Source organism: Tenacibaculum sp. AWR4_210 (assembly GCF_056160945.1).
In genome coordinates this window covers 203879-227445 of sequence record NZ_JBSWYF010000008.1, presented here as the reverse complement: position 1 = coordinate 227445, position 23567 = coordinate 203879, and the positions used below count along the sequence as shown (strand labels likewise).

Below are 23567 nucleotides of genomic sequence, written 5' to 3'. Positions count from 1 at the left end.
AAAAAAAATATATAGATAGATTGGTTTAATGATTGGTTAGTTAGTTGAAAAGCATCCGCGGGGGGATGCTTTTTTGTTACCTCAATTTTCCGTTGTATTTTTTACACTAGCAATCCTCGATCTTGTTTGACTTCCTCTGCAGACTTCTGACTTCCAAAACCTTAAACAATCCCCTCCTTTTGCTCCACAACTGAACTACGACACCAATCAACGATAGTTATTGGCGAACTGACGATTACTAACCATCAACTCTAGGAGTCTCCTCTATCTTTGAAGTATCAATTCGATACATCAAAAAAAATATATAGATAGATTGGTTTAATGATTGGTTAGTTAGTTGAAAAGCATCCGCGGGGGGATGCTTTTTTGTTACCTCAATTTTCCTCTGTACTTTTTACACTAGCAATCCTCAACATTTTTTGATTTCCTCAGCAGTCTTCTGACTTTCAAAACCTTAAACACCCCTCCTTTTGCTCCACAACTGAACTACAACACCAATCAACGATAGTTATTGGCGAACTGACGATTCCTACCTATCAACACCAAGAGTCTCCTATATCTTTGAAGTATCAATTCGATACATCAAAAAAATATATAGATAGATTGGTTTAATGATTGGTTAATTAGTTAAAAAGCATCCGCGGGGGGATGCTTTTTTGTTACCTCAATTTTCCGCCGTACTTTTTACACTAGCAATCCTCAACATTTTTTGACCTCCTCAGCAGGCTTCTGACTTCCAAAACCTTAAACAATCCCCTCCTTTTGCCCCACAACTGAACTACGACACCAATCAACGATAGTTATTAGCGACTTGACGATTCCTACCCATCAACTCTAGGAGTCTCCCCTATCTTTGAAGTATCAATTCGATACAACAAAAAAATATATAGATAGATTGGTTTAATGATTGGTTAATTAGTTGAAAAGCATCCGCGGGGGGATGCTTTTTTGTTACCTCAATTTTCCGCTGTACTTTTTACACTAGCAATCCTCAACATTTTTTGATTTCCTCAGCAGGTTTCTGACTTCCAAAACCTTAAACAATCCCCTCCTTTTGCCCCACAACTGTACTACGACACCAATCAACGATAGTTACTGGCGAACTGACGATTCCTACCCATCAACACTGAGAGTATCCTCTATCTTTGAAGTATCAATTCGATACAACAAAAAAAATATATAGATAGATTGGTTTAATGATTGGTTAATTAGTTGAAAAGCATCCGCGGGGGGATGCTTTTTTATTGTCTCAATTTTTTCACGATGCTTAACTGCTTTTGTAGAATTGACGGACTCCAATCATGCCCAGCCCCTTTCACAATATACAACTCCTTATCCGGAGCCTCTATCCTTTCAAACCAAGGTTTTAGTACGTCAATTGATGTTAAAATATCAAACTCGCCTGACACAAAATACAAAGGGACCTTAAACGAGGTATTCATTTTTGAAAAGTCGATATGCATGGCCAAAGGCCGTATTCCTAGTTTCTCATGTCCAGAAAAATATAAAAAAGAATAATCATCTCCCATAAATCGGTGTTTTTGATCCTTGGGAGTATCATAATCGGGATTCATACTCCAAAAATGTGCTGTTACAGGTTGAACACTTCGACGCTCCCAATACCTTAGCAAACGTAAAAACTGTCCTAATTGCTTAGGGCTGCTATACGGTGGTGGACCTAACTCTTTCAATTTTTCTGCTACCTCCTTAGCTTGGGTTTGTTCCGTTTCTTTCAATAAGTACGTGTATGCATAATCGTAATTCTTAGGAAAAGATACCACTTGTGCACAAGCGACATAAGCACTAAATAAGCTGGGGGACTCCTGAACCATCCTCAAACCTAATAAGGAGCCCCATGAGCCTCCTAGTACAATTAGCTGTTTTTTATCTAAGTAACGCGTTATATACTTTGTCAGTTCAAGTCCATCTTTCAGCATTTGTTTAAAAACCAATGGCTCTTTCAAAAAATAATCTTCTGCTAGAGTGTCAGGAGCGTTCTTTCCGAAGGTTTTACCAGCTCCTCTTTGATCCCAATTCACTATCACAAAATCCTGATACCATTTCTTAAACAAACTATCGGAATACGGACTTAACACCGAACCGGGGCCTCCATGAAGCACCAGAATAACGGGATTAGCCCTATTTTCACCACGAATACTTATCCAATGGTCTTTTCCAGCTATGCGAACAAAACGACTCTCATCTATTGATTGATTGTTACCATAAACAGTATAAATACAGCTAATGCTAATAAAAAAGATGATAAGGCTCACTATTTTCATGTCTCTAATTTTTCTAAAGACTTCCACTAATAGCTATTGTGACACCCCACTTCACACATGAAACAAAAACCTTTTGAACTCCATAAAAAAACAACTCAACTACAGCAAAACGACAGTAATCGTATTCAAAGACTACAGCGAACAAATCCGTGCTACCTTTGACCCTATACACACGATACACAACATAAAAAATATAATTTCATAAGTAGTTTGTTTGTTTTTCCTTATGTCAGAAGTAGCTCTACAGAGCTACTTCTTTTTTTTTTGCATTTCACCAATAGGAGTTATAGCACCTTATTAACTTCATGATGCCCATGACATAAAATCACCTACAAAAAAACCGCAATAAATTGAAAATGTATCAGTTAACCCTACTTTTTTTATCATTTATTCTTCACTTTAATCAAACATAACCTCTATTTTTAATCAACTATAAAAATTTAATCATGTTAAAGAATCTATCAAACTTAGGAAGTGTCCTAGACAAAAAAGAACAACAATCAATTAACGGAGGCGGTAGATGCCAAACCTTATGCTATTCTCAACACGGGGGAGCTTGGTCAGCTAACAATCCTCACTGTTGGGACTGTCCTATTCCACACATGCTTTAAAAGCAAAAAACACTTCCAGTAAAGCTTACTTTACTGGATTTTTTATTTCTCGTAGAAGGCTAAAAGCTCATGATGATTTTTTGAAAAGATGAATAACGGTGAAATGACAAAAACTATAGATGAAATGTTATTTTATCATTTTCTTTAACATTTTAATTAAATTCCTGTTACACAACCATTTATTTCTTGTACATTGTTCCTGAAAGCACATAGCTTTTGTTTAAATAAGGGGATAAAATTCCTATTCTTTTGATCCTAAGGATAGGAATTTTAATTTCACTATTTAAAAATCAACTAATCCTCCACATCGTTATTTTTTCCCAAAGCACTAATTTTTTAATTAGGGTTATTACAATTTGAATTGTTTTATTAAAAACTAAATTTGCTGATTATGATTTTGGGAATACTTGGACTTATCGTTGCTTTTTTAATTTATGTTGATTTTACGAATCCAAAATGGATTCGAAGATTGTAGTGTCAAAAATATAAGTCCCCCGACTTTAAAAGACCTATTTAAAACGCGTAGTTCAATACGAAATTACCCGAACAAAAAGCCCTAATTTTAGTCACAACCAAAGTGAGTAATTAAGGCTTAGACACTTACGAAGCCCCCCTACTTTTTTAGCACAATTACCACCGAGAGTTCTGATAGTATTTTAACATTTCTCATCAATACCAAATCTGCTTGAGCCCTTGTAAAGTCTAGACTCATTAACACTTTATTCTTCTTTTTTTGGTTTTTTTTAAGTTTTCTTTAATACTATTTTCACCAAAGTACCGTACATTTGTCGCGCAAATATATGATTAGAATAAATGAAGGGGTTCTAAAAATATAAATGCGTAATTGTTTGATAATAACCTCTGGCTTGCCAGAGGTTTTTTTATGGATCTTACCAAGCCTTCAACCTTCATCATCCTTCATACTGTCTGTTTACTTCATTCTGGTCAATGAGCAGGAGCAGGCACTTCTGTACGGCAGTTAGTGACACCCCACTCCATAAAACTAAACAACTAACTTACAGCACAGTAAATTTCACTTTTTAGTGTTTATGAACTCTTTTCAATAGGCACTCTAATCTTACACCTGCAAAGGCATTCTTTTATCCGGAACTAACTACGGATTTCTTTTTCCTCATTCCAATAATAACTATCCGGATAAGCACGTTCTCCAAAAATCGACGTTCCCACACGGACTATCGTTGCTCCTTCTTCTATAGCTATTTCTAAATCACCACTCATGCCCATCGATAATTCGTCCATAGTCACATTCGGAATTTGCAGATGCCGAACTTCCTGTTGCACGTTTTTAAGTACTTTAAAGCATTTTCTTACCTTCTGCTCGTCGGCACTAAAGAGTCCTATGGTCATCAGTCCTTTGATTTTTATATTCTTTAACACTGCTACCTCCTTTATTAACTCAATGGCCTTTTCCGGAGCCACACCAAATTTGCTTATTTCATAAGATGTATTTACCTGAATGAGTACCTCTATACTACGATTTTCATATTCTAATCGTCGTTGTAATTTTTGTGCCAACGACAATCGATCTATAGATTGGATGCAGGAAACCCATTTGAGTACATCTTTAATTTTATTAGACTGCAAATGCCCTATAAAATGAGCTTCTTTTACTGTATTTGCCAAACTTGGCCCTTTTTCCTTGAGTTCTTGAACCTTATTTTCACCTATCAGGGTCTCTCCCAACTCCAAAACCGCTTTTATACTGGGTATATCCACTGTTTTGGTGGCTAATAGTAATCGAACTTCTGAAGGATTTCTATTCGCTCGAGCACAGGCTCGTGCTATGCGACTTCTTACTTCCGTTAAACGCAGCGCTATTTCTTGTGTGTTCTTCATAACTTTCTATTAATTATAAAATCACTACAAAGTTAGTAGTCCTAACTAAAATAATCAACAAAATTATCCCCTTTAACAGTTATTACAATCAAAGTGTAACACCCAGAAATACTACCTTAACAATAATGCGTTAATCAACTGAGACTAAAACTTATTCACAGAATAATCTCCCTTAGTAAACCCGCAAACTATTCTGTAAGAATCGCTATTTTTTCTGTGAGTACTTTTCACCTATTCCACCATAAGAAAAAACTATATCAAAGCGTTTTATATGACGGTAATTAAGTGTTTTTTTGCCATATCAATTATAGCTATAGTTGATTTTTAAGGGGATAATAAAAGTTGCTGTTCGATACACCGAACAGCACTTTATTTTTAACGATTAATAGCTGCCTTCGATCTTTAAAATCGGACTTGAACTTGGGCCGAGCTTCAAAAAACTCCCAAAGCGATCTACCTGAGTGACACACAAAAGGAAATCATAGCTTTCTCAGCCATTAGTCATCTGTATCGAAGGCTATAAGACGCTGCCATAATCCCTTCTTATACTCAGGGTCATCTTCTGCTCTAAAGAAGTCGTACAACATATAGGCGTATCCTTTATTCCCCCAATTGTTACCCCATGAATTCACAAACTTAAACGCTTTTTTCTCATCATCATACCCAACGACCAATACGGCATGGCCACAAGCGGCTGGATCGACCTTTTCATAGTCGTAAATAAAAACGTCATTTGTTTGTAGTATGTTCCCAAATTTCACATTAAACCAATCAATCGAGATCATGACCGGAGTTTTTTTATGCAGTAAGGACTTCATGAGCTTAATCATATTATACTTAGAATCAGTCAACGTATCTGGAATTTCTAAGTAGTAATAGTCTTTTATTTTAATTTTCGCTGCTTTGCGCACTTCGTCCATGGTAGGCTTTCGCTCACAGTCAACAAAAACATACGGAAAATCTTTCCAAGTGAGTACTCCTTGGGTTTTCATTAATTCCAAGCAGGCTTCAAAAGATGAAGGTTCTTTACATGAGCCTCTGACCTTCGTTTGATTGTATATATAAGAGGGACTCATCACGTGCGAAAAAGATGAATACTCGTACTTGTGTTGGATTTTTTCTTGGTAACTTTTCAAATAGTATACCGACGACCAGGCAACACAACTCCCCTGAGGTCCTTGACTTCTTACTGGCGGCATGTCCGACGATAAATCAACCAATGGCGGTAAGCTATCCGGTAAATTTTGAATCGGGTACATTTTAGTAGGCGGTATATCTTTCATTTGCGTGACACAAGTCCCCCCTACCAAATGATGATCTCCCAAATAGGGTTCTGGTCCAAAATCATCATCATTCACCTCGTCATCTGGAGGTGTAGGAGCTGTTTCAGAAAGCGGGTTCACTGCATAAAATGGGTCAGCACAACTGCTAAAAAGAACTAGACAAACAATGCTAACAAGGAATACACTTTTAGTTTTCATGGCTTCAATTTTTAATTTTAAGTTTTCACTTAAAAATATAAAAAACTGACCAAACAACTCATTAACAGTTGATTAAATTTAAAAAATAAAGTTTAGTCACCTGCGCTGTTTAAAAATGCTAAGCTCAGTTTTACAAAATGTTCTTTATAGGCTCCATCGTGCGCATAATGCCCTGCTCCAGGAACAATCCACAACTGGCTATCGGGCAAATTTTTATGCAATTCAACTACTGAGGAAATAGGAATTTGTTCTGCTCTATCACCCAAAACGAGCAAAACGCTCGCGGTAATTGCATTAACCTCTTTAGTCGTCAAACAGATTTCATAGTTGGCTAGATTTTCAATAACTGCTTTAACTTGCTCCTCTCCTCCCGCATGAAACGTCCTTATCCATTCGAAAGAGGCAATATTTTTATATTGAAACGTTGCCAATACCTCTGGATAGTCTTTTGCTCTCCAATTGGCATTCGCTCCAATTACTACCATAGATTTCAGCAAATCAGGTCGGGTACTTCCCAAACTCAGTAGAACATCACCACCAAAACTCAATCCTATTCCAGCCACACGCTGTAAATCGAGTTCATCGAGTAACAGTCCGACCTCCTCAGCAACTTCTCGTACGTTCAGTGGCTTTGTAAAACTCGCTGATCTACCATGCCCGTGAAGATCGATCAAAATTACGCTAAACTGAGATGCGTACTCACGCACAAACTCTTGCCATCCTATTGATGATTGCGTATATCCGTGGAGCATTATTAAAGGAGGACCTTCTCCGTAAATTTCATAATATATTTCCGTATCGCGAATAGGAATTCGCTTTGCAATTTTTGGGTTTAAAATTTTCATATCTTTTTTTATCAAAGAATAATTCTTACTCGTAAAACTAGGTATTTAACCCAGGTAGTAGTAGCATTTTTTCATAAAAAAAGAGAAGTATTTTAAACAAATACTTCTCTTAATACTTTTATAGATCTTGTGACATTAAACGCTCACGATATTGTGCCTTCATCATTGTTTCACGTTTAATCACTGAGGCTTTTTTAAACTCTTGACGCCCTCTGATTTCACGAATCAATTTGGTGTCTCTGTGTTTTTTACGATATCTTTTTATCGCTCTATCAATGTTCTCCCCTTCTTTAATCTTAATTATCAACATACTTATTATTTTTGGTGAAATCCGCAGACCTCGGTTTATTTTAATTCCTAATACCTCTTCTCAAAGGCCGAACATGCGCTCTTCCTCAACGAGTTACGAGTACTCTTAAATACACAAATTGAATATAGAAATTGACGTAGGAAAGTTACTACAGGCAACGCATTTTTGCTTATATGCGTTTACGAACTTGCTATCGAAAAAGTAATAGTCGGAAAATCTGTATACATAAAAATTAACGAAAATCGGTATCATTCTAGCAATGACTTGCTGTAATTCCGTTCTCGATTCCGGCCAAAGGTAGGTGAATCCTCAGTAATAATCAAAGAATATCCCTAAAAACTTGGAATTACCCTATAAATCAACCAACTACTAATATACAAAAAATGTCAATTACCGAAGCAATTGACATTTAGAAAAGTGAAACAAACAACCTATCAACTGTAGGTATAAAAACAATTGATACGATTTTTTTACGCAAAGTTATCAGGGGTACTCAATAGCTATTTTAGTGGTACTAATGCAAAAGTATCCACGTTTAAATTCCCACTTAACAACTCATTTAAATGTGATTCAATAACAAAAAGCCCTTGATTTTCTACCGAGGTTACAGTAGTTGGAAAGCTTCCGGTAGCGGTGCTGTACTCCTGTACTACCTTTACATTTTGCACGGTTCCATTCAAAACAGAAAGCGTTGATACAAATACTTCTGCATTGCTATTACTCACAGCTGCAAGCAATCCGGTATCAGTCAATTCCAAACCGTCTATAAACGAACCCGGTGCTATAATGCTCTTGTATTGGTTTCCATTATTTTTTGTGGGAATGACGTACAAATAATCAGAATTCGTATGGCTTACAATCAGCTCGTCGGTCTGTTCGTAGTATACAATTCCGTTCAATCCGAAGGTATTTGGTGGCGTAGTTGCTTTTGGTATCGAAACAAGTAAACTCGCGGAATAATCAGGGGCAACTTTATAGACATTGGCAGGACCTAATGAGCTCGTAACATAAATATTTCCTTGAACATCCACTGCTATATCATTGGCAAAACTCCCTGCATTCGGAACAATTTTACTGAGTGATATTACGCGTTCTTTCTTACCGGTTGTCAAGTTATATATGGCAATACTCGCCAGTTTACCAGCCGTATCTGGAAATGATTTTTTTGAAACACCTGCATCGGCAATTCCAACAATAAGTCTATTTCTAGCTTCGTCTGTATACACCCCAGTAGCCGCAACTAACTCAAAGCTATCAATAAATACAGAAAATTCACCAGTAATCGGGTTCAACTTTCCTATTTGTCCCTTGTAAAAAGAGCTGATCAGAAATACATTGTTTTTATGATCGTAGTCAAGTCCCTCAGGAAAATAACTGGCGTCTTTAATTTGCAAATCTGATTTGAATGTCAGCTGTTGTGGTGTTACTGGAGTTTCCATTTCTTCACTTGTACAAGCGAAACACACTAAGGCAAATGCAGCTATTGCCGCTAATTTTATACTTTTCATTTTTATTTGTTTTGATTATTTAAAAATTTTACTGTCCCGAGTATCCATTCTTTTTCTCTGCACGGAGCAAAAACATCGATATCTTCGGTGTCTTCCAACACAAAGAACTCGTGATGTACGTTGGGCGGGATGACCAAAAACTCTCCTGAACTGAGGAGTTTCTCTTTACCTCCTACCACTATCTTTACCAAACCTTTACGGATATAGCTTATTTGCTCTTGTGGATGGCTATGCTTCGGGATATGTGCCCCTTTTTTCAAATGATATATTGCCAATGTTCCGGCATTCGAAGGCACTACCTTACGCGATATTTTCTCGCCAAACACTTCGGTTTTTAAGGCACTCCACGCATATTTTTGAATCAAATTTTGGCTGGGATACACTGCCTTAAAAGCTTTGATTTCATATTTATGGTCCTTAAGGTTATCTCCTTCTAATTCTCGAGTGGGAACGTTTAAAAAATAGATCGTTCCAGCAACTTCCGTGACAGCGGTAACAAAATTTATTCCCTGCTGTTCAGAAGCTTTTATATAAGCCGATGCAAAATCGTCCGTACTTATCAACTCATGTACCCCCCTACCACTGGTGTTTTGGCCTAGGTAAAGCCTACCGGACCCACTCAAAAGAAGTCCATCAGCACCTAGGAGAGTTGACGACAGTTTTACTTCCTTAATTTTTCTGGATTCAAGGGATATTTTAATCAATGTCCCTGCAGTACTGTTAGCGGCTAACAAGTATCCATTCGGATGGATTACAATGCCTTTCAAGCCCTTCCCAAAACTTAAGCGCTTCGGAATACGTACAAATACAAAGGGACTCCCCCCTACCGGAATTTTATAAATGACTGGAGACTTAGTATCAGTCACATAGATATTACCACTGGAATCAATGGCCATATCATGCAAGCGATGTGGGCCGTGGTAATAACTTTCCAAATCGTAGTGACGCAGTAATTCTTTCGTCGCGATATTAAAAACCATCAATCTGGCTAAGCGCTGGACGCCCTTTTTTGGGGTCTTTGCAACCGGTTCCGTATCTCCTACAGAAACATAGAGTTTTCCGTTTTGTACCTTAAGAGCTGTTATCGCATTAAATGAGGGATGCTTTAAAAAAGTACGATAGGTTCCTTTCCAATCCACCAAGCCAATTTCACCTCTGGTTAGTGAGCTTACTAAAAAAGCGGCCTCCTTGTCACAATACGCCAACCCTTTAGGATGTAGCGGATCACTTGTTAAAAATTTGAGATTTCGCTGGGCAAAACTAGCAGTGGTAATAAGGCAATAGCAAACCAGTACACACCAATTTCTCATACGTCTCATACGCTATTTATGAATGTGATTTGCCGAAATCTTCAACAAAAAATACGGAGGTTTTCCCAGATCCTTACTCCCAGTAAAAGCTGGTGTTTTGTACAACTGATTCACTGCTACAAACAGTGATCCGTCAGGACCAATAGCAACATTGTCTGGCCAATCGAAACGCTTGTCTCTTACCAGAGGTTTAAGCCTTCCATTCTGCTGTAAAACATCAATTCCCCCAGCTTCGAGATTTGTTATATAATGGTTTCCTTGAGCATCGGTGGCTATACCGTCTGACAGAGGCTTTTTTCCTACCACATGAAAATAGGCTGATTTCAACTGTTGCTTAGCTTGCAAATGTTTGGTTGCGACACTGTAGAGTTTAGTTCCGTTCATGGCTCCAAAAAACAAAGTTTTCTTATCGTCACTCAACGTAATAGGATTGATGGCCACTCTTGCTGGCTTCCCTCCAAATTGAATTTGCTTACCGTCAATGATTAAATCTACATCCTCTGCGTTAAACAGTGGGTGTTGCAATCTTTTCAATTCTTTGGTCTTGGTATTTAATACCAGAATCCCCGGATTGGCGATATCAGCAAGATATACCCAACCTCCTGAAGCATCCACCGCTAAGTCCTGAATAAAACTTCCTTTAGGCGCTAATTCTTTCGGGAAATCAAACTTAAAAACCACTTTTTCTGTGGCAATATCGATGGCCCATAATCTCGTTTTTCCTAGGTGCAGCCCCATATCAATTACCCATAAAACCCCATTCTTATCAACGCGAAGTCCTAAAGGGGTATCAAAAGACTCAGGCATCGCTTTTTCCTGCTTATTTTGCATGGCTGCTGTTGGAAAGGGACGATAACGATTTTTTCCGAGTATCTCAACGAGTTGCACCTTTTCTCCTCCTAGAGGATGAACGGTCATAAAAATGCGATTCGATTTACTTACAGCAACATTTCCCGGCCGGATTGCCAGTTCTGCAACGACCTCTACTTGCTTTGTAACCTGTGCCTGTGCGCTTAGCACAACAAACACGAGAGCGTAAAAAAATTTATGTTTAATTTTCATAATAAGATATTTATAGCTGCAAAATTATAGGCCACATCTGTGACTTCTACTGAATAAAAAAGGGATATCATTGAACAAATTGGGGAGAAAAAGCAGCCTGCTATTATCATAAAAAAAGCTCCGATAAATCGGAGCTCTTACCACAGATGAAAACGGTATTTCATCGTAACATAAACAAGGGGAAATGACTATATAAATTTTAATTCCATCTTCACATCTGACGTTAGGTACCTTCCTTGTGTAAAAGAAATTTTCTGGAAACCCAAACTTTCGTAGAGTTCAATCGCCGTTTGTAATTTTGAATTGCTGTGCAGTATTACACATTTGGCTCCTTGCGATTTTGCACTAGCCAGCGCATGGGCGATGAGTAGTTTCCCAAATCCTCTTCCGCGATATTTTTCTAAAACTCCCAATTTCAATATTTCGAAACAACCGGGTTCTACTTGTTCAACGCTCACAGTTCCGACGCAAGATTCCTGGAAACACAACATGTAAATACGGCCTCCTCTCTTAATAAAAGAACTGGGATTTTGTAACAATACTTCATCTTCTTTCTCCAAAAGATTGTTTGCTAACAGCCATTCATAAGATATTTTTTTAAACGCTTCAAAATACTCCTCACAGTACTCTACTATTTTCATAAAAAGAAATTTTACTGCAAAAATACCGTAGCCTTGCAGTGGTGACTTGAACAATTCTTTGAACTTCTTGTACAAAACGAGGTTTTGGAATGACACTGTATTTAATTGTAGTATTTTAGCGTCAATGCCGAGCTATGCAAGGCTTTTTATTTACCTTTTACCATTAATTTATCCCTCCCCATGAACAGTCTAAAAAACATTTTTTTTGAACAGTTGACCCTTGACGAATGGACTCAAAGGCCCAATTCAAACTATTTCGAGCTGGTCTACGTCGTAGACGGTGCCGGCAAGCAATGCATTAACTACAACAATTTTGAATTTGAAAAAGGCAATTTATTTTTATTGCCCCCATTGAAGTGTCATACCTTTAAACTAGCTCGAAAAACGAGTTTTGTGTTCTTAAAATATCCGCAGGCGTTTTTTCTACCGCAAAACTCACAATCCGGAAACTTTGAAGCATGGTACAAAGAGCTTTCCTATATACTACTCAACTACCGACAAAAACCGGGAGATATAATTGCTGAGCCACGCGACAAAAATGCTATTCTTCAGCTCATTTCCTTAATTTCCAACGAGCAGCAACACCACGCAGAACAGCAACTGAACTTAATTCGTTCATATATGGTAAGCATTTTGCATATCGTAATGAGAAATCTGCCCTTAATCAACAAAGAAATTAGTTTTAACGACACCAAAATTCAAGATATCTTACACTATATTCAAGAGCATATTGCTCGACCGACGGCCTTAAAAACGGAAGTCATTGCAAATCACTTCCACTTATCCCCCAATTACGTCAGCGAATATTTTAAAAAAGCGGTGGGATGCAGCCTCAAAGAGCACGTAACCAAATCACGACTTAAACTCGTTGAGATTCGCTTGTTAAATTCTCAATTAACAATGAATGAAATTGCAGATGAGCTCGGGTTTTCAGATGCGAGTCATTTGGCGCGAACTTTTAAAAAAAATACGGGGATGACTCTTTTAGAATTCAAAAACCGAGGCGATTACTGCCTGTTAAAGGTTGTATAATAAACTCACGCACTTACTTGGCAGCGAGTAACCTTCTCATGAGTCGTACCCATACACTCCACGTAGATCGTTTCTGAGTGCCTGTCAAGTAATTTTCTGCTTTATCAAAAGCATCCTCGAGCAATGCATCGTGTAAAGGTCGAATAACCAGAAACCACAAAACACCTCCTTTAAAATTAACTTTCATACGTATACGATGCCTAAACAATACCCTATTGTCATCCAGTTCGCGAACTACAAAACTATGCGTTCCGATAAATCCTTTCGGCTTTCTAAACTCAAACACGATTTCTCCTTCCGGATTATACGACACTATCGTATAACGAATGGGACCATGCCCTCCCTTGGCAGCAACTTTTTTAACCGGTTTAAAACTCATACGAGGCCAACGTTCGTTCGGCCATAATAAATCGTTCAACGTCGCCAAGGAGTTGAAAACGCCCAAGGCTTTCTCTAGGGAAGTAGGCATACACCTTTCGTGCGTATTTTCTATATTCACAAGTACTTTTTAACTCAAAACTACGTCAAAATACTGCTATTTACAATCTCGAAGTTTAAAAATAAACATTTCTAAACTATTTGTTTATTTTTTAAAAACAAAGAAACTTACTCATTAAAAATCATACCTTTATACACTATTATTACAGAAAGAATACTTCAACTAACTTTCTATAATAGTAAAATAAGGGGAAGGATCAATTAAACTTTTAACAGCTTTAATCGATTCACAGAAAGAAAGAGGTTATTGGGGAATAGACTTCTTTCTTTCTTTTCTTGACAGGTCAGAAAACAAGGTAAAAACACCTAGAAAATGAACTTCCAATTTGGCCTTAAACTATCACTTTCTTTTTAATGCAAACGAAGACTTACCCAGTTTTGCCACCTTCCTTTAAACTCTTAAAAAAATGTAAAAATCGAGGTCCCAAATCATAAAATTCACCTATTTACGGTTTCCCGTAAAATCAACTCCAGGCATTGTAGTACTATTGCAGCACAAATCAAATTAAAACTATCAAATTATTCTAAAATAACTAAATTCTCAACCCTTTTAGTTTTATCTCTTATCCCCTAAACAGACACCTCCTTTTAATGACCCCCGAGTCTATTTCAAAGGAGGTGTACTTCTTCTAAGCACTGAGTTTTTTTACTTTGATTCTCTTTTTGCAACAGCTCCATCGAGTAGTTCCATTAAAGCCTGTTGTAAACCAGTATCCTCTATTTGAGTGTTCAAAGGAATTTGATTGGTAAACCTACCGAGTACCTTACCTTTAGGAGCTCCCAAAATAGCTCCGTTTACACCCACAATTCCCAATAAACACTGTGCAAACTTCTCTCCTCCACGTTGTGGTGACTGCGCAACCCCAAGGTACTTCATGATAGTAAACAGCAATCGGAATACACTTCTTTTTAAAGGTGGTAATTGCGCAATACTCACTGAGCCTGCTGTCATTCCGGGGGAAAACCAAATAAAGCTGCGCTCTTTGTTTTCATTTTTTGACATGTATCGAATCCATAATGCTCCAACAAACTTAGACACCCCAAGTGCGTTCATCGGATCGTAGTTCGGTAAAGCATTACTTTCCAAACACAGATAATTCTGAAAATTTCGGACCGTATCAAATTGAGGTTTGCGAATCATTCCGAAAATCCCTCTCGCACCTTCTCCACCGGCAAAAACGATTCGTGCCCCTTTAGAAACTAAACCTAAAGTATCCAACGTACGATACACAAAATGACCTCCTATAATATTTTGGAACACAGTTTTCTCAAAACGTTTAGACCGATAGTTCACTCCTTGATAATCTGAATCAAACACAGCAAAACCTGCTGCCAGAAAAATCATATCAAAAGGACGTTCGTTTCGCAATCTGTTTAGGGCTGTTTCCATTTTACTCGGATTCAACATATCCACCCCACTGAGGAGCGTTAATGCTCCTTCATCCTGTAACTGGGTGGCTGCTAAAATTTCTCTACGAGCCTTTTCTCCCTTGAGTTCACTGCGAACGGCCATCACCACCTCTGTTACTCCTTTCTGTAATAATTGAATTATTGTTTGCTTAGCCAAGGCGCCATTCGCTCCTGTGACAAAAGCTCTTTTACCCTTCTGTCTCATCTCTTACTGTCTAAAATAATTCAAAAATTTCTGATTTCTAAAAGCCATCCACAAGGATATCAAGGCCACTACAATTCCGATATAGGCCTTAGCCGGCAGCGCAATTATTATATTTAACAAAAACAGAAAGCGACTGTGCTGCAGTTTTTTGTTTAAAAAAGCAGTCACTAAAAAAATAAAAGAAACACTATAAGCCAGCCCTGTATAAAGCATCCAAACAGGTGGTATTCCCGGTAGCGTAATTTCTTTAGTTTTTACAACTCCATAAAAAATGAAAGGGAGCACGGCCATTAAGGCATTTACTATAAATACCATTCTCAAAACGAATGGTTTTTCTGACTTTAATTGCATAAGATTTAGATTAAAATTCTCAAACAAAATTAGTCTGTATCCATCCAGTAGAACCGTCAAATAAGTCCGTAATTACGTCAATTTAGCCCATGGCTTTTATAAGCGGTTGGAGTCATGCCATACTCCTTTTTAAAAGATCTAGAAAACACATCAACACTTGAAAAACCACAATCGAAAGCGATATCTGCTATTCTTTTTTCGTCCACTCTTAAAAGTCGGGCTGCCTTTTCCAAGCGCCTACTTTTAATATAAGCAGCAGGTGAATTAGAAAACACTTCTTTGAACTTTCGTTTAAAACTCGATAAAGACAAATTACATATGTGCGCCAGCTCTTCTATACTCAAATCCTCGTAGATGTGTGCTTTTACAATCTTCTTAAAATCATATGCCAACGGATTAAACATATCATGCAATAAACTTCTGATATTATTACTATCCATTTTGTACAACATGGACAGCAACTCTCTTACTTTAAGCACCATAAATTCTTCATCTATTAAGCTAGGCGAATCAAAATATGGCAATAAACTGTCAATATACGCTTTTACGAAGCTGTTTTTAAACAAAGGAGCGACGGCAATTGCTTGCTCATTGGAGTCCGAATTCATAAAATCAGGGAGCTCCCCTCCGTAAACGTGCCGAATTAAATCGGGGTACAAATGAACGGCTACCGCTTCATTTTTACTTACATCTGCATTTTTATGCCAATGATTGAAATAATGACCGCATTTGATCATCAATCCGTCATCGGTTTCTAAGGAATACTTTTTATCAGAACGGTACAGGGTCGCTTTCCCTTTTACCGTATATAACAAACAAGCCTCACTATTCAGCGCTTCAACAATTCTGATTGGAGGAGTAAACTCCACGCGTTCAAAAACAACTTTTCCCAATAAGTCAAAATGCTGGTGTTTGTGAATCATAATAAATAGTTTCGCTCTTTTTAATAGTCTATTTCCGTATACTTACAAATATAGTAAAAGAGAATCTCGTTAGTATTTCAACTGCTCCTTACTTCAATTTTAGCAAGTTTTAACAGATGATGTCAAGTTCCTGACTGCATTTAACAAAGCCTTTAAAAACATTAACAGTTACCCCCTCTTTTTGGTACAACTCTTGGGCATTTCTATACCTAATCTAAATTACATTAGCAATGAGAAAAATTACATTATTTTTACTTGTAAGCTCAGTTCTCGGACTGCAAGCACAGCAACTAGATGTCACAAAACTGACCTATGAAGACTATCAATCCGATTTGACTTTTTTAAATAAACTCATCTCACAAGAACATCCAGCACCGTATAAAGTAGTATCGAAATCCGCACAAGAAAAAAAGCAAAAAGACGCCTTGAAGCAGCTCAAAAAAACAACAGATTACGTGCATTTTATTCGTTGCTTGACACGCATTGGAGATGGACACTTGTCATATGAACTTCCGGAGGAATTCACCTTTAATGCCATTGAACATTCTCAATTTTTCCCGTATCCAGTATTTGTTAAAGACGGAAGAATGTTTATCAATATCAAGGGGGCTACACTACCCTACGGAACCGAAATTACAGCGATAAACAACCGTAAAATCAAAGACTTACTCACCAATATTAACGAACATGTGCACGGCGATTTTTACAATACAACGCTTACCGAAGAAAAACTGACTCAAGCCTTTCCATTGTACTTCGCCAACATATTTGACAATCGCGTAAAGTCTTTTAGCATTGATTATATTACTCGCGATACTAAAAAGCAAAAACGCTTTAAAACTCCTGCAGTTGATTACTATACGTATTACAGAAACTCTAAACTAAGCATACTCCCTATCAACAAATTAGAACTTGAACAACCCATACACCCTCATTATTATCCTGAAAAAAAATTAGCGGTACTTACTGTTAATACTTTTGATTTATCAGAAAGTCAGGCCTATGAAAAATTCAGCGACTTTTTCAAACGCGTAAACAAAGAAGCCTATAAAGAAATCGCCATTGATTTGAGAAACAACGGAGGTGGAAATCCAAGTATTGCTGCACTTTTGTATTCTTTTATCAGCAATAAAAAATTCCAAAATATTTTCAATTACCGCACGGCAGCGATAACACTTACCAAAGAAAATATGGTAAATGACTATGGAAATCCATTGAGTTACGACGACATTAAGGGCTTTGAAAACTTCCTGTATCAGCGCTTTAACAAAGACAAAGACGGAACGTATGTAGGAAACGAGCGTTTAAAAGAAGGAGTACTTGAAACCTTTCCTCCAGACAAAGACACGTTTTCAGGATCTGTCATCCTATTGGTATCGGGTAAAACTTTTTCTGCCGCAGTATACTTTGCGAAACTCTTTAAAGAACACCAACGAGGAAAAATCATCGGACAAGAGACCGGAGGGAATGAATACAATACATTTGCTGGCTACTTTGTCCATTACAAACTACCCAAAACTAAAATCATCGTACGCATTCCTAAAACCGAGTTATTTTTTGGCAAAGCTGAGACTCCCAAATCGACGCACGGAATAGCTCCTGACCTCAAACTCAGTATTCAGGACTACCTAAAATACGCTCTTAAGGAGCAAGACCCTGAAACACAATACTTACTAGAACGATAATTCAACCAGAGGAGCTTAAATGCTCCTCTTTTTTTTACCAATTTTAGCGATTATCAAGCCATTTATACAGCCCAGCTTATCAATGTTACAATTCAGCTCTTTCTTAACATGTTTGAGAAATTGAATCAGAGATTTTTCCTTAAATTGCAGGTGTCTGTGACTCAGGGGTACTACTTAGAGACTTCAGGGAAACCACTTAGTAAAAGTTAAGGAGTATCCCGTATTGAATTTTCTAAAACAAAACATAAATTTGTATACCCTACTGATTTGCAGAACACTATTGGTGCAATCATTAGTAAACAATCGAGATTAACGCTATTACCCCTACTATGCGAAAACTTTATGTACTACTACTTCTGGCAATGAGCTTAGCTTGTTCTAATTCTACAGAAACCAAGGATCCATTGGACTTATCCATGCTTGATTTTTCGGACGTAGATTTTGGATTTACGAATGAAAAAACCATCAGCATCAAATTGGATATGAGCAATCCGAAAGCCGTCCAAAAAGTATGCCGACAAATACTCGTGGAAAGTAAAGAACTCCTAGATAACACTCCCCAAAGTTATTTGTCTTTTACCTTGAGTAAACACCCGAATAAAGGTTTATTACGAATCAGAAATATTGCCAAAAGTGAATTTATATCCACTGCAAAATCCAGTCGTGATGATATTTCTTTTACCTGTCCAGAAAAGAATCCAACCTGTATTCAAGCAGATGAAAAACTGGTAGACGCACTGCACCGTATGATCGATAACGCTACGGATACCAAATGTCTTCATCTGAAGGTTTTCAAAGCCACGTTAAAAGTGCACTATTGCACCGTTCGCTGTTAAAAATTTTACGAAAAAACACGAAACTAGCAATAAACTAAATGACAAGAACTTACCTTTAATTGATGGTAATATTTTACTACTTTATGTTTAAATTTAACATCAACAGAACGTTAAGTATTTGTTAGGAATCAAAATATTTTTATACCTTTACGAAAACCAAAAACTGACTACCGTGTTCAAAAAAATAGTAATTGATGAATTTCAATTTGGTACTTTTAAATCACTACAAGGTGATTTTAACCTCCCTATTTTTACTCAAATCATTCAACTTACCACTAATAAATACGCCATAAGTTTTGGACATAGCTCCAAAAATGAAGAGCAGAACCATTCTGAAGAGTTTATCAACCACCTCATTGCTAATAATTTCGAGTTTACGGAAGCTGAACTTTAAGTTCTAAATACGTAAAGAGGCCCTAAAAAAAAACACAAACAACTCATAATCTTAGGATTAGAACTTTTGTTTTTGTATTTTCGAAGGCACCCTTCATCATATAGTTGCAAGTGTTCACTTGTGATAACTACTTTAATACAAAGTTTTACTATGATGAAAACCTCTTTAAAAATTGGGCTTAGTATGGGTATTTTCCTTATATGCATACCAAGTTTCAGCCAACAATCTTATTTTGTACATCAGAACAACGGAAGTGATACTAACAGCGGAACAACTCCATCCATGCCCTACCAATCAGTAGCCAAAGCTCTTCAACAGCTTTCTCCTGGTGATACGCTTTTTATTATGGGTTCCTATAAAAATAAGAGTTACGCTACAAATTATCAGTACCAAAGTTCTACTGACTCCCAACTCTGGCATGCTGAAAATACCATAAAGATCAACAATCTCCACGGTACTCCCACGCAGAAAATACACATCCGATCTTTTGATAAGAATGCGATACTACACGGTGATGGGGCCAATATCCTACGCATATCCAACGCCTCCTATCTACATATTGAAGGGTTGACTATTCGTGGTGAAGTCACTTCCATTCCTTTAGCGACAGCCAATAAACTTCAATTTGTTTACCTAGAGGCTGATAAAGTAGGAGATGTTAAACACCCAAAACTAAACGAATTGAAGTTTCGAAACGAAGAGTGTATTCAAAACTGTACCCCTAATCAAGTGGTCGATGGAGAAATCTACTCGGATATCAGCTCTCTTACCATCGTTCGTCCATCCTATATTGATACTCGCGGCTTATACCTGAGCCAAGCACATCACATTACCCTCATCGGAAATACTATTTCACACATGCCAGGCGGTGGCCTTCGGGTGGCAGAATGTGAAGACATCCACATTGAAAACAACGAAATTTCACATTGCTCAAAACGATCGTATTCAGGCACTCATGGATTGGTAGTTACCAAAACCGTAAGCAGCAGAACTGACAGTGATTATCGCATTAAAATACTTCGTAATACCGTTCATCACAACTATAACGAACAGTACTCATGGGCTCCCAGCAAACGCATAATTACCCCACATATCGATGAAGGAAAAGGAATATCATTACAGCGAAATGAAACTACCTACCAAGCCAATGGAGACATCAAAATTAACTGGGAACACGGGCGAATACTAGTCGCAAATAATATTGCTTACTTTAATGGATTCAGTGGTATTCACAGTAATGACGGGAATCGCATAGATATCGTGAACAACACCGCATATTTCAACTCGTATACCAAGTCTATTACCGAAAACCTAAGCTCCAGCCCTAACGGTGGCAATATTGGCATAAGTGCAGTTGGTGGGCGCGACATTAAGCTGATTAACAATATTGTTATTATTGATAAAAATTTGAGTAAATCTGCCCTTGCATCCAATCTTACTAGTAACCATAAATTGGTTGTGAAGAACAATTTAATTTTTGGTTCAGATTTACAAGGAAATACAGGCACCATTGATGAAGACGCCTCTATTGTTGCGTTGCAAGAAGAAAGTATCATGACTGATCCACTTTTTACCAATCCTAGCATGGGAAATTTTGAATTACAAAAAAATTCACCAGCAATAAATGCGGCAAGTACCGTGGAAGCTCCGAAAGTAGATTATTACAACAAATTGCGAAGTGATAACGCTCCAGATATCGGTGCGGTTGAATACTTTTCGACCTTAGCTGCCGTTGATGTTCAGAACACGACTCCTTTTTTCCCTAACCCTGTAGAAAAAAGCCTTTTTTTCGACGCTCGAATTAAAATTCCTCGCGGAACCTTGTTATTCAACATGCAAGGTCAAGACCTCACGCATCGGATTCAAATACAGGAGCACAGTATCGATTTCTCATACCTACCAACCGGATGTTATATACTCGTCATAAACAACAAAGCCTATAAAATCTTTAAACGTTCATCTAACTGATATTACTCCAAATTCCAGACTTCTTCTGAAACTGAGTAAAGGTTTTTAGCAAACTTTCGTTGAGCGGGTTTTGTAAACCAGGGTCCTCATTCAATACTGAAATCGCTGCTTGACGTGCCAAATGCAAAATAGGAGAATCTTTAACTACATCTGCAATTTTCAAATTGAGTACACCACTTTGCTGCGTTCCCATAATATTTCCAGGCCCTCTTAATTTTAAATCTACTTCCGCAATTTTAAAACCATCGGTAGTATCCACCATTGTTTGTAGCCTTGTTTTTCCATCACTCGACAGCTTGTAACTCGACAATAAAATACAATAACTCTGCTCGGCTCCACGTCCTACTCGTCCTCTTAGCTGATGCAGCTGGCTCAATCCAAATCGCTCTGCACTTTCAATTACCATTACAGAAGCATTCGGTACATTCACCCCTACCTCTATCACGGTGGTTGCCACCATTATCTGAGTATCTCCTTTCGCAAAACGTTCCATTTCATAGTCTTTATCCGCTGGTTTCATCTGACCGTGAACGATGCTAATCTGATACTTAGGTGATGGAAACTCTCGAGAGATACTTTCGTAACCGTCCATCAAATCTTTATAATCCATCGCTTCGGACTCTTGAATTAGCGGATACACGACATATACTTGCCTTCCTTTGGCTATTTCGTCTTTTAAAAATTTAAATACCCCCAATCGATGACTGTCATAACGATGCACGGTTTTGATATCCTTTCTCCCCGGAGGAAGTTCATCAATTACAGAAACATCTAAATCTCCGTATACAGACATGGCCAAAGTTCTCGGAATCGGTGTTGCCGTCATTACCAAGATATGGGGAGGTACTGGATTCCCATCGATAACTTCAGCTCCCTTTTTCCACAGTTTTGAACGTTGCGCCACTCCAAAACGATGCTGCTCATCGATAATAGCGATTCCTAGATTTTTAAAAACCACCTTGTCCTCTAAAATAGCATGGGTACCGATAAGTATTTTCAAACTGCCATCTTCTAGAGCACTGTGTATTTCACGGCGTCTTTTTGTTTTCGTTGACCCCGTTAACAAAGCGACCTCTATATCTGTATGTTCTAACAAGGCTACCATACCGTTATAGTGCTGGGTTGCCAAGATTTCTGTCGGTGCCATAATGGTCGCTTGATAACCATTGTCAATGGCCAACAGCATTGTCAGTAAAGCGACAATAGTTTTTCCGGATCCCACATCCCCTTGTAATAAGCGATTCATATGAGCTCCAGTCCCAACATCTTTTCGAATCTCTTTTAACACCCTCTTTTGAGCGTTGGTCAAATTAAACGGCAAATAATTTTCATAAAAATCTGAAAACACCGTCCCGACCTGACCGAACACGTATCCTTTTATCTTTGCTTTGCGAATCAATTTCTTTTGCAGAAGCTGCAATTGAATATAGAAGAGCTCTTCAAACTTCAAACGGTGTTGCGCCTGAGCGAGCAGCTCTTGGTTCTTCGGGAAATGTATGTTCAGCAATGCTTCTCTTTTCCCTATCAGTTGTTGTTCCGCTAGCAGGTAGGTCGGCAACGATTCTTCAATCCCGTTAAAAAACTGCTGAAAGAGGTGTTGCATCATTCCGCGCATGACCTTATGGCTGATTCCTTTGTTTGCCAATTTCTCCGTAGAGGGATATACTGGCTGCATTGCGGTTTGCAACTTACTTTTATAGGCCTGAACGGTTTCCATTTCAGGATGTGGCATACTTGCGGAATTGTTATACCAATTTAACTTTCCATACACCACATAAGGAGTATTGGGCTTCAACGAATCTTTTATCCACTTAGCTCCTTTAAACCACACCAGTTCTATACTTCCCGTAGCATCGGTAAAAGTAGCTACTAAGCGACTTCCTCGCTTCTGTTTTACGGTTTTGATCCCTGATATTTTCCCTACTATTTGTACTTCAGACGAGTTGGGTTGAAGCTGATTAATAGTATAAAACTGAGTTTTATCTATGTAGCGAAAGGGAAATAAGTGCAGCAAATCACGGCACGTACGAATACCTAATTCAGCATACAACAACTCGGCGCGAGCGACACTCACTCCTTTTATATAAGTAACGGGACTATTCAAATTCATACCGACAAAAACGATCTACTTTTGGCTGCTACTACTCAAATACTCGGTAGTTGGGAAAGCGTATTATTTACTTTAAATTAAACCTTACAAGCTGGTCAAACATCAAAAATCTACCTATTCGGTTAGACTTTTTTAAAATCCCAAAAAAGCTCAGGACTCAGAACCAACTCAAAACAAGTTAATTACCTAAAAAAACTATTCTGAGAAACTCGTATTTTTACTTGAAACGAAAATACAAAAAACCACCA

Annotated in this window: 20 protein-coding genes; 6 read left to right on the top strand and 14 right to left on the bottom strand. The window is 37.8% G+C overall.

Annotated features, from left to right (window positions below; genetic code table 11):
• Positions 1-1241 precede the first annotated feature (1241 nt).
• Positions 1242-2282, bottom strand: coding sequence for an alpha/beta fold hydrolase (locus ACXAG7_RS15755; RefSeq protein WP_476667413.1), 1041 nt, complete (start codon positions 2280-2282; stop codon positions 1242-1244).
• Positions 2283-2728: 446 nt separating this feature from the next.
• On the opposite strand from ACXAG7_RS15755, the gene ACXAG7_RS15750 reads away from it, so the two are divergent.
• Entirely contained in the window at positions 2729-2893 is a 165-nt protein-coding gene (locus ACXAG7_RS15750; RefSeq protein ID WP_408044180.1) for a hypothetical protein, read from the top strand.
• Positions 2894-4003: 1110 nt separating this feature from the next.
• On the opposite strand, the gene ACXAG7_RS15745 is transcribed toward ACXAG7_RS15750, so the two are convergent.
• The 8 genes from ACXAG7_RS15745 to ACXAG7_RS15710 all read right to left on the bottom strand — a co-directional run bounded on the left by ACXAG7_RS15745 (position 4004) and on the right by ACXAG7_RS15710 (position 11907).
• On the bottom strand, positions 4004-4750 hold the full coding sequence (locus ACXAG7_RS15745) for a YggS family pyridoxal phosphate-dependent enzyme (protein WP_476667412.1): 747 nt from the start codon (positions 4748-4750) through the stop codon (positions 4004-4006).
• Between the two features lie 497 nt (positions 4751-5247).
• Positions 5248-6231 (bottom strand): C1 family peptidase, encoded by a 984-nt coding sequence (locus ACXAG7_RS15740; RefSeq protein WP_476667411.1) that lies wholly within the window; start codon positions 6229-6231, stop codon positions 5248-5250.
• A gap of 92 nt (positions 6232-6323) precedes the next feature.
• A complete protein-coding gene (locus ACXAG7_RS15735) occupies positions 6324-7076 on the bottom strand; it encodes an alpha/beta fold hydrolase (protein WP_476667410.1) in 753 nt (250 codons plus the stop codon).
• Between the two features lie 118 nt (positions 7077-7194).
• Positions 7195-7386 (bottom strand): 30S ribosomal protein S21, encoded by a 192-nt coding sequence (rpsU, locus tag ACXAG7_RS15730; protein ID WP_408044184.1) that lies wholly within the window; start codon positions 7384-7386, stop codon positions 7195-7197.
• Positions 7387-7886: 500 nt separating this feature from the next.
• Complete coding sequence (locus ACXAG7_RS15725) at positions 7887-8894, bottom strand: hypothetical protein (protein WP_476667409.1); 1008 nt, start codon at positions 8892-8894, stop codon at positions 7887-7889.
• Positions 8895-8896: 2 nt separating this feature from the next.
• A complete protein-coding gene (locus tag ACXAG7_RS15720; protein WP_476667408.1) occupies positions 8897-10204 on the bottom strand; it encodes a cupin domain-containing protein in 1308 nt (435 codons plus the stop codon).
• A 12-nt stretch (positions 10205-10216) separates the two neighbouring features.
• Positions 10217-11266 (bottom strand): L-dopachrome tautomerase-related protein, encoded by a 1050-nt coding sequence (locus ACXAG7_RS15715; RefSeq protein ID WP_476667407.1) that lies wholly within the window; start codon positions 11264-11266, stop codon positions 10217-10219.
• 188 nt (positions 11267-11454) lie between these two features.
• Positions 11455-11907, bottom strand: a complete 453-nt coding sequence (locus ACXAG7_RS15710; RefSeq protein WP_408044269.1) for a GNAT family N-acetyltransferase — start codon at positions 11905-11907, stop codon at positions 11455-11457.
• Positions 11908-12087: 180 nt separating this feature from the next.
• Between ACXAG7_RS15710 and ACXAG7_RS15705 the strand changes: the two genes are divergently transcribed.
• Entirely contained in the window at positions 12088-12939 is an 852-nt protein-coding gene (locus tag ACXAG7_RS15705; protein ID WP_408044270.1) for an AraC family transcriptional regulator, read from the top strand.
• Between the two features lie 13 nt (positions 12940-12952).
• On the opposite strand, the gene ACXAG7_RS15700 is transcribed toward ACXAG7_RS15705, so the two are convergent.
• The 4 genes from ACXAG7_RS15700 to ACXAG7_RS15685 all read right to left on the bottom strand — a co-directional run bounded on the left by ACXAG7_RS15700 (position 12953) and on the right by ACXAG7_RS15685 (position 16326).
• The gene (locus ACXAG7_RS15700) at positions 12953-13438 is read right to left on the bottom strand and encodes an SRPBCC family protein (RefSeq protein WP_408044271.1); all 486 of its coding nucleotides are present in this window, start codon (positions 13436-13438) and stop codon (positions 12953-12955) included.
• A gap of 645 nt (positions 13439-14083) precedes the next feature.
• A complete protein-coding gene (locus ACXAG7_RS15695) occupies positions 14084-15052 on the bottom strand; it encodes a KR domain-containing protein (RefSeq protein ID WP_476667406.1) in 969 nt (322 codons plus the stop codon).
• A 3-nt stretch (positions 15053-15055) separates the two neighbouring features.
• Entirely contained in the window at positions 15056-15403 is a 348-nt protein-coding gene (locus tag ACXAG7_RS15690) for a hypothetical protein (RefSeq protein ID WP_476667405.1), read from the bottom strand.
• A gap of 77 nt (positions 15404-15480) precedes the next feature.
• On the bottom strand, positions 15481-16326 hold the full coding sequence (locus ACXAG7_RS15685; protein WP_408044274.1) for a helix-turn-helix domain-containing protein: 846 nt from the start codon (positions 16324-16326) through the stop codon (positions 15481-15483).
• A gap of 230 nt (positions 16327-16556) precedes the next feature.
• Between ACXAG7_RS15685 and ACXAG7_RS15680 the strand changes: the two genes are divergently transcribed.
• From ACXAG7_RS15680 to ACXAG7_RS15665, 4 genes are all read left to right on the top strand, one after another.
• The gene (locus tag ACXAG7_RS15680) at positions 16557-18011 is read left to right on the top strand and encodes a S41 family peptidase (RefSeq protein WP_476667404.1); all 1455 of its coding nucleotides are present in this window, start codon (positions 16557-16559) and stop codon (positions 18009-18011) included.
• A gap of 329 nt (positions 18012-18340) precedes the next feature.
• Complete coding sequence (locus ACXAG7_RS15675; RefSeq protein ID WP_476667403.1) at positions 18341-18847, top strand: hypothetical protein; 507 nt, start codon at positions 18341-18343, stop codon at positions 18845-18847.
• A 172-nt stretch (positions 18848-19019) separates the two neighbouring features.
• On the top strand, positions 19020-19241 hold the full coding sequence (locus ACXAG7_RS15670) for a hypothetical protein (protein ID WP_408044277.1): 222 nt from the start codon (positions 19020-19022) through the stop codon (positions 19239-19241).
• 150 nt (positions 19242-19391) lie between these two features.
• Complete coding sequence (locus ACXAG7_RS15665) at positions 19392-21209, top strand: right-handed parallel beta-helix repeat-containing protein (protein ID WP_476667402.1); 1818 nt, start codon at positions 19392-19394, stop codon at positions 21207-21209.
• Here the strand turns inward: ACXAG7_RS15665 and recG are convergent.
• The gene (gene recG / locus ACXAG7_RS15660) at positions 21202-23319 is read right to left on the bottom strand and encodes an ATP-dependent DNA helicase RecG (protein WP_476667401.1); all 2118 of its coding nucleotides are present in this window, start codon (positions 23317-23319) and stop codon (positions 21202-21204) included. The two genes, ACXAG7_RS15665 and recG, sit on opposite strands and share 8 nt — an antisense overlap.
• Positions 23320-23567 lie beyond the last annotated feature (248 nt).